Here is a 14410-nt window from a genome sequence, read left to right on the forward strand (position 1 = left end):
ACAATGCCCATCCGGAGCTGGAATTTGACATTGTCACAGTTGGCCATTTATTTTGAAGGGCGACTAAATAACGTGATGACGCTGTAGAATTTTTAACGTGACACAGAATTCTGAACGCTCTCGATTCCTCGGCGGCAGTTCTGGCAATAGAACGCATACCATGTGCCACCATTTCACCGCCAAAACCCATGCGGATTATCGCTGCGTTAGCTGTTTGCTCGTGCATATGGCTAAGAGGAGCTTTGATGCTGGGGAAAACCCACTCACGATGACCGCTGATTGGTTTCATGGATTCAAGAATACGCATAGCTTCCTTACTCAATGGAACCTTGTGGGGCCGTTTCATCTTCATGAACTCAGCGGGGATGTTCCAGAATCGGTTCTCTTCGTCGATGTCAGTCCAACGAGCACGGACAGCCTCTCCGGGGCGAACCCATGTAAGAAGTTGCCATTCAATCAGTAGGCGTGTTTCTAAGCGTATAGATGCGTTTGCTAAAGCCACTATGAACCTTGGTAACTCGCTGGGGGGCAGAGCTGGCATGTTTTGCTTCTTTGGTTTGCTGAAACGCTGTGTGAGGTTATCTGCGGGGTTGAACTCAATAAGCTCTTCTGTAGCCGCATAACGGAAAATTTCGTTCAGTCGGGAAATTATACGGCGTAGAGTTTCAAGAACACCTCTTTGCTCGATAGGGTCAAGATGTTGTTTCAACATCTTAGGGCGGATCTCTTTAATAGGAATATCCCCCAATGTTGGAAAGATGTTTCGTTCAAGGCTACGCCAGATATCCTTAGCATGATCTTGCGATATGCCTGATGTTTTAATTTTTTCATCAAGCCACTTTTTCGCCACTGTTTGGAATGTGTGTTCAGTGGCATCTTTGAGCGCTTGAGCTTTTTGCTCATTGTGGGATTGGGGATCGATACCCTGTGCAAGCAAAGAGAGGTATTCATCCCGTAGCGCTCTTGCTTGAGCAAGTGTCAGGTAGGGATAGAACCCAAGACTCATTTTGGCCCGTTTCTTGGTTAAAGGAACGGTATAGCCGAGGTGCCAGATTTTTTTGCCACTTGGTTTGATACGCAGGAACAAGCCATCTCCATCCCATAGTGTGAACTCTTTCTCTGTGGGCTTGGCCTTTTTGATCTCTGTGTCAGTGAGTTTTGTTGCTACCTTCGGCATTTTTGCTCCCTCGTTTTTACTCCCTCATCGACGAGGGATAATAGGAGGGTGCCATAAGGAGTGGTTTCTAGCAATTCTCAGTAGACTTCACTGGACATGAAAAAGGCCGCAAACCCTTGTGGGATGCGGCCTTTGTAGACTTGAGTAGACGTCATTTTACTAAAAAGTGGTGGAGCTGGCGGGAGTTGAACCCGCGTCCGAAATTCCTACACCTTCGGTACTACATGCTTAGTCTGGTCTTTACATTCGCTTGCCAGCTGCGGACAGACACGCCACTAACAAACTAGCCTGATTAGATTTAACGCTTCAACCCCAGGCAAGGCATCCACGCGATCTCTTTTAGGTTTGACCTCTCTTGATCCCCGTCCTAAGAGCGGAGGCTAGGGAGAGAGGGCTGTAAGCAGGTTATTAAGCTGCTACTGCGTAAGTTTCGTCGTTTGCGACTATTTTTTTGCGGCTTTTTACGAGGCCAACCGCCCCTCGGCATGCACCTTGGGTTTCGCGAATCCCGTCGAATCCAGAATCAGCCCCAAGATATTTTACTATTATAACAGAGATATGGATCGCTAATCTACCGTTAGCGGGCGGCGTTTTTCATTATGCGCGCTTTATCCAATTTCCATTCACGTTCTTTGATATCGTCCCGTTTGTCGTGCTCTTTCTTCCCTTTGGCTACGCCAATCTTGACCTTACACCAGGCGTTTTTCCAATACAGTGATAATGCGACGACTGTATAACCTTCACGATTTACTCTACCGTACAGTGAGTCTAATTCACGCTGATTTAACAGGAGCTTACGTGTACGTGTTGGATCACAGATTACGTGGCTGGAGGCTACATGCAACGGTGTGAATGTTGCACCAAATAGATAGGCTTCGCCATCGCGCAGCATGACATAACTGTCACTGATATTGGCTTTGCCTGCTCGCAGGGATTTGACTTCCCACCCCTGTAGGGACAAGCCCGCCTCAAATTCTTCTTCTATGAAGTATTCGTGGCGGGCACGCTTATTGAGTGCAACGGTGGCAGAGCCGGGTTTATATGCTTTTTTCTTTGTCATAGTGCCGTCATTATACTGGTTGCTGCGGTGAATGAAATCCCTGTCATGATACGGCCGCATTCTGAATGAATCGATGCGATGTTCTTCGCAGAATTTTTGTCTGGCTACTCAATAGTGATATTATTTTGCGCGATTTATGACTCACGGAAAATGGTATGCCCAAAATAAGTCGTTCAGCATTGGTCCCCTTCAGTGCGGAGCAAATGTATAAATTAGTCAATGACGTTCCCTCTTATCCGAAATTCTTGCCAGGATGTGTCGGTAGTCGTGTTCTTTCTTCTTCTTCAGAAGAAATGACAGCCGCAGTTGATGTTTCCAAAGCTGGGATCAGCAAGACGTTTACGACTCGTAATGCATTGACTAATAACCAGTGTATTTCTATGCAATTGGTTGATGGTCCATTTCGTCAGTTGACGGGAGACTGGCGTTTTATTCCTCTTGGAGACCAGGCCTGCAAGGTTGAATTGCATCTTGATTTCGAATTCAAGAGCGTCCTGATTGAGCTTGCATTTGGTAAAGTATTCAAGGAATTAGCCAACAATATGGTTCAGGCGTTCACTCAGAGAGCTAAAGAGGTTTATAGTGTCTGAAATTCATGTTGAAGTGGTTTATGCTTTGCCGGAACGTCAGTATTTGCGATCCCTGACTTTAGAAGAGGGAAGTTCTATAGAATTAGCTATCAGAAATTCTGGAGTGTTGGCGCTGTGGCCTGAAATTGATCTTAATATCAATAAGATCGGTATTTTCAGTCGGCCAGCCAAATTGGGCGATGTATTGCGAGATGGTGATCGTGTTGAGATTTATCGCCCATTGTTGGCTGACCCGAAAGAACTCCGTCGTCAAAGAGCGGAGCGTTCAAAAAATAAGGCACGGTAATGTGCCTTATTTTTTGTCCGTCAGCCGGGACGAAAGTGCTATTTCACTCAGTTTTACTGTAATGCTGGCTTGTTATCAATAGTGGTCAAAACGCCCTGACTGTTGAAGGTCAGAGTCAGCGTTTGCTGTTTGACGGCATCGTGGCCTGGTTGTTGACGGAAAACATAGAACCAAGTGTCAGTCCCGAATGGATCCTGCAACATCGGAGTGCCCAGTGTGTAGGCAACCTGTTGTTTAGTCATTCCATTATGAATTTTGGCAACGTCAGCTGACGCCAGGTAGTTCCCCTGATTGATGTCCGGCCGATAAACCATACGTTCGAACATAGAGCAGCCAGCGGTTAACATAACAACCACTACCGTGGCGACGGCAGTCAGCGTTTTACAGCGCATAGTGATTACATTCCTTAAGGGCATAGGTTGCAGATGATAATAGACCTTGCCTGACTTGAAAACCTGCAAGATATCCGTAAGACCCCGTGAACCCGAAAAAGTTGAATCCTTATTATGCGGCTAGTAATTCTTTCGCGTTGGCCAGTGTGTTTTTGGTCACAGCAGAACCTCCCAATAGTCTGGCTAATTCTTGCAAACGCGCTTTTTTATCCAGAGATTGCATGAGTGTCTCAGTCATTGCGCCGTCTGTATGTTTGCTGACGAAATAGTGGTGATGGCCACAACCGGCAACCTGTGGTAAATGAGTTACACACATTACCTGGGTTGATTGACCTAATTGACGCAGCATCCTACCCACAATCGCTGCAGTTGGTCCGCTGATGCCTACATCTACTTCGTCGAAAATCAGTGCGGGTGTATCCATTTTTTGGGCAGTAATGACTTGGATAATCAATGCAATACGTGACAGTTCGCCACCAGAGGCAACTTTGGCAAGGGGCTGATGCGGTTGTCCTGGGTTGGTCGTTACACAAAATTCGATCTGATCGGCGCCATTGGCGGTAAGCGATTCCGGAGTAAAGACCACGTCAATGGCGAATTGACCATGCGGCATGGCCAGTTCATGCATATTTTCCGTAATCTGTTGCGCCAGTTCGTTGGCGCATTGGCTGCGGCGTTGGTGGAGCTGCTCAGCCATATGCAGTGCCTGTTGGTAATATTCCTGTACGGTTTGACTTAATGATTCGTGATCATTTTCCTGTTGTTCCAGCAGCTGCTGTTCCTGTAACAGTTGTTGATGGAATGAGGGCAATTCTTCCGGCTGGACGTGATGTTTCCGTGCCAGCGACATCTGGCGGGACAGGCGTTGTTCAAGTTCATAAAGCCGATTAGGATCGAGATCCATTCTGTCGCAGTAATGTCTCAATTCGTCGCTGGCTTCGCTTATCTGGATGCTGGCCTCTTCAAGAAGGGAGAACACGCCTGAAAGTTGGTTATCCATACTGATTAACTCAGATAGCTGATGGCTTGCACTATGCAACATGCCGAGTATGTTCTGGTCTTCATTTTCACTCAGTATCTGCAGGGCTTGTTGGCTGAGCGACATCAATTGCCCGCTATTGGCTAACCGCTTGTACTCGATATCAATTTGTTCGTATTCGCCGATTTGTGGAGCAAATTCATTGAGTTCCTTTAGCTGATATTGCAGCAATTCCCGGCGGGCTTCGCGTTCGAACATGGATTGTTGATGCTGGGCCAGCTCCCGGCAGCTCTGGTGCCACTGCTGCCAGATTTGACGCATAGCGGACAGTAATTGAGGATCGTCGGCATAGGCGTCGAGCAGCTGACGCTGATGCTCGGGTTTGAGCAACTGTTGATGGGCGTGTTGGCCGTGCACCTGGATCAGGTACTGCCCCAATTCTCGCAATTGCGAAAGTGGGACGGCGGTGCCGTTGATGAATGCGCGGGAACGTCCATCTGCGCTGATGACTCTTCTTAGCAGGCATTCGTTGTTGTCATCCAACTGATTGTGCTCCAGCCATTTCAGTGCGGCAGGTGTGTCCGAAAGAGCAAAGCGGGCACAAATATCCGCTCTGGCAGCGCCTGGGCGAATCATGCTGGCGTCGGATCGGTTTCCGAGGCAAAGCCCCAGTGCGTCGATAGCGATAGACTTCCCCGCACCGGTCTCGCCGGTAATTACGCTCATACCTGTCTGAAAATCGATTTCCAGTTCGCGAACGATCGCGAAGTTACTGATAGTGAGTTGCGCCAGCATGATTGTATCCTGTATGTAACAACACCTGTTGTTGCATACAGTATAAACTGGTTTTTTATACAGTAAAGTAGGATGGGCCGTTTTCAGAATAATTTTTTCGACCAGCCCAGCTTGCTACTTAATGTATTGAAGTAATTATAATTTTCTGGGTGTATCAAGTTCAGATGATGTTCACTGCGACGGATCAGAACCTCTTCACCTTCCTGAATCGGCAGGGCGATCTGGCTATCGCAACTGAGCTCAAGATCTTGGGTGATATGAGAAAATTTGAGACAAATGGTACTGCTGCTGTTAATCACCAAGGGTCTGGATGACAACGTATGGGGAAACATCGGAACCAGCGCGATGGCATCCAGCGATGGCGTCAGAATAGGGCCGCCTCCGGATAACGAGTAGGCAGTGGAACCCGTTGGCGTCGAAATGATCAGCCCATCTGATCGCTGAGAAAAAGCAAATCGATCGTCTATATAGACTTCAAATTCAATCATATGCGCCACTTTACCAGGATGCAGCACCACCTCGTTAATGGCGGTACTGCTGCTATTGGGGTGGTTTGATCGGCAGATTTCAGCTTCCAGCATAAATCGGCTTTCACAGAGATAACGGCCGTCCAGCACATCGCTAAGCTGCTGTTGAGTATGGTCAGGGTCAAGATCGGTAAGAAAACCGAGATTGCCGCGATTGACACCGATGACGCTGATATTGTGGCGGGAAAGTACGCGCGCTGCGCCCAGCATATTGCCGTCTCCGCCAACGACCACGGCAAGATCGGCCTGTTGGCCTATCTCGGACAGATTTCCGGTCATGGCCCCCTGAAGCTTAAGCTCCTGTGCGACCTGTTCGTCAACGATAACGTCGTAACCTTTGGCGCTCAGCCAGTGGTACAGCATTTCGTGAGTAGTCAGTGCTGTGGGGTGGCGCGGATGGCCGACGATACCGATGCAGTTAAACGCTCTGTTCATTGGGATGGTTCATCCTTTACGGGAACGCCTGCCGCTCCCTGTTTTCGGGCCAACAATATGTGAGTAGTTCCCTTGAAACCCCGGTTTTGATCCCCATAATAAGCGAACTAGCGAGATGAATGCGAAAACCGCGGAGAATTTCATGAGTAGTAAAGAACAGAAGTCGCCTGACGAGCAAGTCTTGGATCAGAAGGATACGGCACAAAGCCAGCAAACGGATACGATGCCAGAGACGACGGAAGTGGCTGACTCGCGTGATGAGCGTATCGCCGAACTGGAAGCGCAACTGGATGAAGTTCAGCAGCGTGAGCGTGAAACCGTACTGCGTGTTCGTGCTGAAATGGAAAACGTTCGTCGCCGTTCTGAACTGGATGTTGAGAAAGCGCATAAGTTTGCGTTGGAGAAATTTGCCGGAGAAATGTTGCCGGTGATTGATAATCTGGAGCGTGCACTGGAAATGGCCGACAAATCCAGCGAGGCGCAGGCATCCACGATCGAAGGCGTGGAGTTGACATTGAAATCGATGCTGTCTGCTGTTCGCAAATTTGGCATTGAGGTTGTCGCCGACGTAAACGTACCGTTTAATCCGGAAGTGCATCAGGCGATGACCATGATGGAATCGGCTGAACATCAGCCGAACCATGTCATGTTGGTGATGCAAAAAGGGTATACGCTGAACGGTCGGCTGCTACGCCCGGCGATGGTCGCCGTTTCAAAAGCCAAAGAATAATCGCATCTGGCTTTCTCTCCGGAACTCGTTTGACCAGTTCCGGAGGTCTTTTCCCCCTCATGTTGTTTCTTTTTCTTGCATTGTTTCTTCCCATCAAGCGTTTCCTGGCCCCACTACAGGTTTCTGATATTTTTATTTCATTGATATCTAATGAAAAATATTATTTCGATAACCTATTGAATGTTTTGTTAAAGTCATCAGGGATTGGTTGCTTTTTTTGTTTATATTTTGTTAATGTCTGAGCAATAAAAGTTATACATTTATTGGATACGTGCTTAATCGTCTTTGCCTATCGAAATAATCATTTTTTACCACTCTAAATGCACTTGATAATCATTATCATTTTTGTGAGAGTAGCAAAATATCAGTGTTAGAAGGGTTACTTATATGCCGGGGAGTCGTGTAGTGGAATCAGTCAGCCGTACATCGAGAAAGCTTAAGCTTTCATTGATGGGGCCGGCCTTTATCGCGGCGATCGGTTATATCGATCCCGGTAATTTCGCCACCAATATTCAATCTGGTGCTGCTTATGGCTACCAGTTGCTGTGGGTTGTCGTTTGGGCGAATTTAATGGCTATGCTCATTCAGTTGCTTTCCGCCAAGCTCGGTATCGCTACTGGGAAAAACTTGGCGGAACACATCCGAGATCGCTTTCCTCGCCCTGCAGTCTGGTTTTACTGGGTCCAGGCAGAGATCATTGCCATGGCGACCGATTTGGCGGAGTTTATCGGTGCTGCGGTGGGGTTCAAATTATTGCTGGGTATTTCGCTGCTGGAAGGCGCGATTCTGACCGGTATTGCAACCTTTCTCATCCTCACGCTGCAACAACGCGGTCAAAAGCCTCTCGAGATGGTGATCGGCGGGTTGCTGATGTTTGTCGCGGCGGCGTATATCGTCGAACTGATTTTCTCCAGTCCGCAATTGGCGCCGTTAGCGAAAGGAATGGCGATCCCCAATCTGCCGTCGTCCGATGCTGTAATGCTGGCTGCGGGGGTGTTGGGGGCAACGATTATGCCTCACGTTATCTACCTGCATTCGTCGTTAACACAACAAAAAAGCAGTGATACGCATGCGGAGCGTTATGCGGCCACTAAAGTCGATGTGGCTGTGGCGATGACAATCGCCGGCTTTGTCAACCTGGCGATGATGGCGACCGCCGCCGCCGCGTTCCATTTTAGCGGTAATGCTTCTGTTGCTGAGCTTGAGCAAGCCTATCTGACGCTGAAACCTCTGCTTGGCCAGGCTGCCGCTACTATTTTCGGATTGAGTCTGGTTGTCGCCGGTCTTTCCTCCACCGTGGTAGGAACGTTGGCCGGCCAGGTAGTGATGCAGGGATTTGTTCGGTTCAGCATTCCGTTATGGGTACGTCGCATTGTCACCATGTTGCCTTCATTCATCGTGATTATGTCTGGAATGGATCCGACGCGAGTTCTGGTGCTGAGTCAGGTTCTTCTGAGCTTCGGTATTGCGCTGGCGCTAATCCCGTTGTTAGCGTTTACCGGCAATCGTGAACTGATGGGGGGGCTGGTGAACAGCCGTTTGGTGCAGAATATTGGCAGAATCATTGTCTGCGTAGTTATCGCCCTCAATCTTTATCTGTTGGTGGATACTCTGCTGGGAAGGTAGTGCCTTCCCGGCTTTTGCCGCATATATATCCGCTATTTCGTGCATTCCCTTCGACCCCACCCTATTATTTGGCGTTGCTTATTCATCACGCAGGGTTCGATCATGTTGTCACCTATCAAGATTATTGAAAAGAAGCTGTTATCGGATCACTGGTTTGTTCTTCATAAATATGTTTTTGATCTAAAAAGAAAAACTGGTGGGACTGTACGCCAGATGCGTGAAGTTTATGATCGGGGAAATGGTGCGACCATTCTGTTGTACAACCGAGCCCGGGGAACAGTGGTGTTGACTCGCCAGTTCCGTATGCCGACTTATCTGAATGGCAATGAAAGCGGTATGTTGCTGGAGGCGTGCGCGGGGTTGTTGGATAACCAGAGTCCGGAACAGTGTATTCGCAATGAAGCTATTGAGGAAACCGGCTATACGATCGGTAAGGTGGAAAAGCTGTTTGAGGCCTATATGTCCCCTGGTGGTGTGACGGAGTTGATCCATTTCTTTGCGGCGGAGTATGACGATTCGCAACGGGAAAATGATGGTGGCGGTATAGAGGACGAGGATATTGAAGTGCTGGAGATACCGTTTATCGAAGCCATGAGGATGGTTGGCGACGGTCGGATCCGCGATGGGAAAACCATTATGTTGTTGCAGCATGCCAAGATACAAGGATGGTTTGAGTAACTGATTGATATATCGTGTAAACATAGTGAATGAGCAACAGTGACAGGTTGCTCATTTTTTATAAAAATCGTTGGGGTACGGGGCGGAGCATCGGTTTATTTGCTAATATGAGGCTCAGAGCCTAAAAAGAGGCTTAACCGTGCCAGCAACATATCTACCATGTATTTTAACTCACTTGTTCCTGCTATTTTTTTGCGAACTATATTCTCTCTGGCCATTATTCCTTTTTTATTATCTCTTATAATTCATTTAGTTAAGTTTTTTTTGGCTGTTTTAAGACTTGTGACGTGACGATGTTAAACAGTTTTCGGCTTAAGATTCTGTAATTCTCCATAAATCAACAAAAAGTAAACATTCGAGTTGAGTCCGCCATGGTTCATCGTGCAGGCAAATCATGGCGAGCCCGGCCTGAATGAGCGGTCTACCCTACACAACAAAACAGAGACAAGGTAATACGCGATGGATGAACAACTGAAACAAAGCGCGCTGGATTTTCATCAATATCCGGTGCCGGGAAAGATCCAGGTATCTCCAACCAAGCCGCTGGCAACGCAGCGTGATCTCGCGCTGGCATATTCTCCAGGTGTAGCGGCACCTTGTTTGGAAATCGCCGAGGATCCGCTGGCGGCGTATAAATATACCGCCCGGGGAAATCTGGTAGCGGTCATTTCCAACGGCACGGCGGTACTTGGGCTGGGGAATATCGGCGCGCTGGCCGGTAAACCGGTAATGGAAGGCAAAGGCGTACTGTTCAAGAAATTTTCCGGCGTCGATGTATTCGACATTGAGGTTGATGAACAGGATCCAGACAAGCTGATTGATGTGATCGCCGCGCTGGAGCCGACTTTCGGTGGGATCAATCTGGAGGATATCAAGGCGCCGGAGTGCTTTTATATCGAACAGAAACTGCGCGAGCGCATGAAAATTCCGGTGTTCCACGATGACCAGCACGGTACCGCCATCATTTGTACCGCTGCGGTGTTGAATGGTTTGCGCGTGGTGGAAAAGCAGATTGGCGATGTGCGTCTGGTGGTGTCCGGTGCGGGTGCCGCGTCGATCGCCTGTCTGAATTTGTTGGTGGCTTTGGGCCTGAAACGGGAAAACATCGTGGTGTGCGATTCCCGCGGCGTCATTTATAAAGGCCGCGAGGCTAATATGGCGGAAACCAAGGCGGTCTACGCCATTGACGATGATGGTCGTCGCTCGCTGGCGGAAGTCACTCCTGATGCGGATATTTTTCTGGGCTGTTCCGGGCCGGGCGTACTGACTCAGGATATGGTGAAAACCATGGCGCCGCGTCCGTTGATTATGGCGTTAGCCAACCCGGAGCCTGAAATTCTGCCGCCATTGGTGAAAGCGGTGCGTCCGGATGCGATTGTGTGCACCGGTCGTTCCGATTATCCGAATCAGGTCAACAACGTATTGTGTTTCCCCTTCATATTCCGCGGCGCGCTGGATGTGGGTGCCACCACCATCAACGAAGAGATGAAACTGGCTTGCGTGCACGCAATTGCCGATTTGGCGCTGGCGGAACAAAGCGACGTAGTGGCATCCGCCTATGGCGATCAGGATCTCTCTTTCGGGCCGGAGTATCTGATCCCTAAACCGTTTGATCCTCGATTGATCATCAAGATTGCACCTGCGGTGGCCAAAGCGGCGATGGATTCAGGCGTGGCGACGCGCCCAATCGAAAATTTAGATGATTACACCGAGAAGCTGACGCAGTTTGTTTATAAAACCAATCTGTTCATGAAACCTGTTTTCTCCCAGGCACGTACCGAGCCGAAACGTGTGGTGCTGGCGGAGGGGGAAGATCCGCGCGTGCTGCATGCCACACAGGAGTTGGTATCGCTGGGGCTGGCATTTCCGGTGTTGATTGGCCGGCCGAGCGTGATTGAGAAGCGCATTCAAAAATTGGGATTGCAGATCAGCATCGGTAAAGATTTTGAGGTAGTTAATAACGAATCGGATCCGCGTTTTAAAGCCTACTGGACGGAATATTTCGAGATCATGAAACGTCGCGGCGTATCTCAGGAACAGGCGCAGCGCGAAATGCGCGCCAACCTGACGTTGATAGGCGCAATCATGGTTCACCGTGGTGAGGCGGATGCGCTGATTTGCGGCACTGTCGGCAACTATGAAGAACATTTCGGCGTGGTGGAAAAAGTCTTCGGTTATCGTGATGGTGTACAGGTCGCCGGCGCTATGAACGCACTATTGTTGCCAAGCGGTAATACCTTTATTGCCGATACTTATGTCAATGCGGATCCTACGCCGGAGCAACTGGCCGAGATCGTACTGATGGCGGCGCATACCGTGCGTCGTTTTGGGATTGAACCGAAAGTGGCGCTGTTGTCCCACTCCAGTTTTGGTACGTCGAATTCGCCGAGCGCACAAAAAATGCGCGCCACGCTGACGCTGGTGAACCAGTTGGCGCCGGAATTACAAATAGACGGCGAAATGCATGGCGATGCCGCGCTGGTGGAAGCGATTCGTCGGGAACAGATGCCGGATAGCCCGTTGAAAGGCGCCGCCAATATTTTGATTATGCCGAACATGGAATCGGCGCGTATCAGCTACAACCTGTTGCGCGTATCCTCTGCTGAAGGCGTCACTGTCGGGCCGGTGCTGATGGGAATTGCCAAGCCGGTTCACATCCTGACGCCGATTGCCTCTGTCCGGCGTATTGTCAACATGGTGGCGCTGGCGGTGGTCGAAGCGCAGACCGAACCGTTGTAATCCAGCATGTATGGCCGGTTGAAGCCTTTTTAGTTGTAGGTCGTGGGAGGGGGGGATGGCGTCATACCCCCCTGTCAGCGCGAACGCTTTATTCTTCCATGGCAGTATCACTGTTTGATGAGGGTTGCCAGGTGTGTCAGCCGTCTGAACCGGCAGCGTGATCTGCCGGTTTTTTTACGCTTTTTGTTGCAGCCATTTATCCAGTTGATTGGCGAACTGCTGACGGTCGCGCAGGTTTAACGCGGCCGGGCCGCCAGTCTGAATTCCGCTGGCACGCAATGTATCCATAAAATCGCGCATCGTCAGCCGTTCACGAATGGTATCCGGCGTATAGCGTTCGCCGCGCGGATTAAGCGCCACGGCTTGCTTTTCGATGACCGCAGCGGCCAGAGGAATGTCGGCGGTAATCACCAGATCGCCGGGTTCTGCACGGCGGACGATTTCGTTGTCGGCCACATCGAAACCGGCCGCAACCTGCAAGGTAGCGATAAATCTGGAGGGCGGTACCTTCAAGGGTTGGTTGGCGACCAACGTCAACTGAGTGGATGTCCGTTCCGCTGCGCGGAACAGCACTTCCTTGATAACGTTGGGGCATGCATCAGCGTCGACCCAGATACTCGGCATCACTCTTCTCCTACAGCGGATAGCCAGTCGCGCGCGGGTAAAAAATCGCGGTATAGCGCTGCTTCCGGGCTGTCGGCCTCCGGCTGGTATTGGTATTCCCAGCGCACCAACGGCGGCATGGACATCAAAATCGACTCGGTGCGCCCCCCGCTTTGCAGGCCGAACAGCGTGCCCCGATCCCAGACTAGGTTGAATTCCACATAGCGGCCTCGACGATAGAGCTGAAACTGGCGCTCGCGATCGCCCCATGGCAGCTGCTTACGACGGTTAACGATGGGCAGGTAAGCGTGCAGAAAACCTTCGCCCACGGCGCGCATGAAGGTAAAACTGGTGTCGAAATCCGGCACGTTCAGGTCATCAAAAAATAACCCGCCGATACCGCGTGCCTCGCCACGATGCTTCAGGAAAAAGTAGTCGTCGCACCATTTTTTATAACGGGGATAAACATCGTTGCCGAAGGGACGGCACAGTGCGAACGCAGTTTGATGCCAGTGAATGGCGTCTTCTTTAAATCCATAGAATGGCGTGAGATCAAAACCGCCGCCAAACCACCACACCGGCGGCTCGCCATCTTTCTCGGCAATAAAAAAACGCACATTGGCGTGGCTGGTCGGCACATATGGATTCAGGGGGTGGATAACCAACGAAACGCCTATGGCCTGAAAACGGCGCCCGGCCAATTCAGGGCGATGCATACTGGCCGACGGCGGTAGTGCGGCGCCCGAGATGTGAGAAAAATTGACGCCGGCCTGTTCAAACACCGTTCCTTGCCGCAGAACCCGGCTGCGTCCGCCGCCGCCGGAGGCGTGCTGCCAGGCATCTTCCTGGAAAACGGCATTGCCGTCGACCTGTTCTAACTGCTGGCAAATGCTGTCCTGCAACGTCAGTAGAAAATGTTTGATCGCGTCGATGTCAGGTGAATTCATGGTAGTCATTGTTTATGTGCTGAATGGAGGCATCAGTATAACGAAATTTATCCGCTGGGGATGTCAACGGTGTTACCTGACATTGCGGTGGAAAACCGGTGAATTTGATATTGCGTCTGCAACGAATCACGCGATAATCAGGAATAACCTCATTTACTCAACATGGCGATCGGCGATGGAAATCCGCGTATTCAGGCAAGATGACTTTGAAGAAGTGATTACCCTTTGGGATCGTTGCGATTTGTTGCGTCCCTGGAACGATCCAGAGATGGATATTGAGCGTAAACTTAATCACGATCCGGATCTGTTTTTGGTGGCTGAAGTCAGTGGGGAGATCGTCGGCTCGGTGATGGGGGGGTACGACGGCCACCGGGGATCGGCCTACTATCTGGGCGTACACCCAGATTTTCGTGGTCGAGGCATTGCCAATGCGCTGATCAGCCGGCTGGAAAAGAAGCTGATTGCACGCGGTTGCCCGAAAATTCACCTGATGGTGCGTCAGAGCAATACGGCAGTGATCGGCATGTATGAGAAATTGAATTACGACGTGGTGGACAGCATCACGCTGGGTAAACGCCTGATTGAAGATCAGGAATATTAGGCCGGCTTTTCATAATGATATTTTCATGATGAGTGATGGTGCTTTCTGCTGGCTGGGGTGCCCTGAACAAGGTGATTTGGCAGGCGATAAAGAAAATTAAGGCATTCCCGACAGATGATTCGCGGGAGTGTTAGAAATTCTGTGTCATTCCAGTAGTATATAATCAAAAAGGAATGACATATGTCCCAGCCCTTCGATTTCGATAAAGCGCTTAAAGCCCTCCAGTCTGGTCAGGCATTAACGGG

Annotated in this window: 14 protein-coding genes and 1 other RNA gene; 7 read left to right on the forward strand and 8 right to left on the reverse strand. The window is 50.0% G+C overall.

Annotated features, from left to right (window positions below; genetic code table 11):
• From HEP82_RS19195 to smpB, 3 genes are all read right to left on the reverse strand, one after another.
• The coding region (locus HEP82_RS19195) for an integrase arm-type DNA-binding domain-containing protein (RefSeq protein ID WP_192459516.1) at positions 1–1177 on the reverse strand (1177 nt) is incomplete at its 3' end.
• Positions 1178–1344: 167 nt separating this feature from the next.
• Positions 1345–1708, reverse strand: a transfer-messenger RNA (tmRNA) gene (ssrA, locus tag HEP82_RS19200).
• Between the two features lie 46 nt (positions 1709–1754).
• Entirely contained in the window at positions 1755–2237 is a 483-nt protein-coding gene (smpB, locus tag HEP82_RS19205) for an SsrA-binding protein SmpB (protein ID WP_192459517.1), read from the reverse strand.
• Between the two features lie 155 nt (positions 2238–2392).
• On the opposite strand from smpB, the gene HEP82_RS19210 reads away from it, so the two are divergent.
• Positions 2393–2827, forward strand: coding sequence for a type II toxin-antitoxin system RatA family toxin (locus HEP82_RS19210; protein WP_015854884.1), 435 nt, complete (start codon positions 2393–2395; stop codon positions 2825–2827).
• A complete protein-coding gene (locus HEP82_RS19215) occupies positions 2820–3113 on the forward strand; it encodes an RnfH family protein (protein ID WP_192459518.1) in 294 nt (97 codons plus the stop codon). Before HEP82_RS19210 ends, HEP82_RS19215 begins: the two co-directional genes overlap by 8 nt.
• 53 nt (positions 3114–3166) lie before the next feature.
• Here the strand turns inward: HEP82_RS19215 and bamE are convergent, their stop codons facing one another.
• From bamE to nadK, 3 genes are all read right to left on the reverse strand, one after another.
• Positions 3167–3505: an outer membrane protein assembly factor BamE gene (gene bamE, locus HEP82_RS19220; RefSeq protein WP_192459519.1), complete on the reverse strand. Its 339-nt coding sequence runs from the start codon at positions 3503–3505 to the stop codon at positions 3167–3169.
• 112 nt (positions 3506–3617) lie between these two features.
• Complete coding sequence (gene recN / locus HEP82_RS19225) at positions 3618–5279, reverse strand: DNA repair protein RecN (protein ID WP_192459520.1); 1662 nt, start codon at positions 5277–5279, stop codon at positions 3618–3620.
• Positions 5280–5362: 83 nt separating this feature from the next.
• Complete coding sequence (gene nadK / locus HEP82_RS19230; RefSeq protein WP_192459521.1) at positions 5363–6241, reverse strand: NAD(+) kinase; 879 nt, start codon at positions 6239–6241, stop codon at positions 5363–5365.
• A gap of 142 nt (positions 6242–6383) precedes the next feature.
• Here nadK and grpE point away from each other — a divergent pair, with 142 nt between their 5' ends.
• The 4 genes from grpE to maeB all read left to right on the forward strand — a co-directional run bounded on the left by grpE (position 6384) and on the right by maeB (position 12014).
• Entirely contained in the window at positions 6384–6971 is a 588-nt protein-coding gene (grpE, locus tag HEP82_RS19235; RefSeq protein WP_015854879.1) for a nucleotide exchange factor GrpE, read from the forward strand.
• 387 nt (positions 6972–7358) lie between these two features.
• Positions 7359–8597 (forward strand): Nramp family divalent metal transporter, encoded by a 1239-nt coding sequence (locus HEP82_RS19240; protein ID WP_192459522.1) that lies wholly within the window; start codon positions 7359–7361, stop codon positions 8595–8597.
• Positions 8598–8699: 102 nt separating this feature from the next.
• Positions 8700–9275 carry a GDP-mannose pyrophosphatase NudK gene (gene nudK / locus HEP82_RS19245; protein WP_192459523.1) on the forward strand — a complete coding sequence of 192 codons (576 nt, stop codon included), beginning with the start codon at positions 8700–8702 and terminating at the stop codon, positions 9273–9275.
• Between the two features lie 459 nt (positions 9276–9734).
• Positions 9735–12014: an NADP-dependent oxaloacetate-decarboxylating malate dehydrogenase gene (gene maeB / locus HEP82_RS19250; protein ID WP_192459524.1), complete on the forward strand. Its 2280-nt coding sequence runs from the start codon at positions 9735–9737 to the stop codon at positions 12012–12014.
• A gap of 174 nt (positions 12015–12188) precedes the next feature.
• On the opposite strand, the gene HEP82_RS19255 is transcribed toward maeB, so the two are convergent.
• Both HEP82_RS19255 and hemF read right to left on the reverse strand, forming a co-directional pair.
• Positions 12189–12638 (reverse strand): YaiI/YqxD family protein, encoded by a 450-nt coding sequence (locus HEP82_RS19255; RefSeq protein ID WP_192459525.1) that lies wholly within the window; start codon positions 12636–12638, stop codon positions 12189–12191.
• Positions 12638–13564, reverse strand: coding sequence for an oxygen-dependent coproporphyrinogen oxidase (gene hemF, locus HEP82_RS19260; RefSeq protein ID WP_192459526.1), 927 nt, complete (start codon positions 13562–13564; stop codon positions 12638–12640). The genes HEP82_RS19255 and hemF overlap by 1 nt, the downstream gene beginning before the upstream one ends.
• 175 nt (positions 13565–13739) lie before the next feature.
• On the opposite strand from hemF, the gene HEP82_RS19265 reads away from it, so the two are divergent.
• Positions 13740–14165 (forward strand): GNAT family acetyltransferase, encoded by a 426-nt coding sequence (locus tag HEP82_RS19265; protein ID WP_192459527.1) that lies wholly within the window; start codon positions 13740–13742, stop codon positions 14163–14165.
• Positions 14166–14410: the final 245 nt, after the last annotated feature.

The sequence above is a fragment of the Musicola keenii genome (assembly GCF_014855505.1).
Lineage (GTDB): Bacteria > Pseudomonadota > Gammaproteobacteria > Enterobacterales > Enterobacteriaceae > Musicola > Musicola paradisiaca.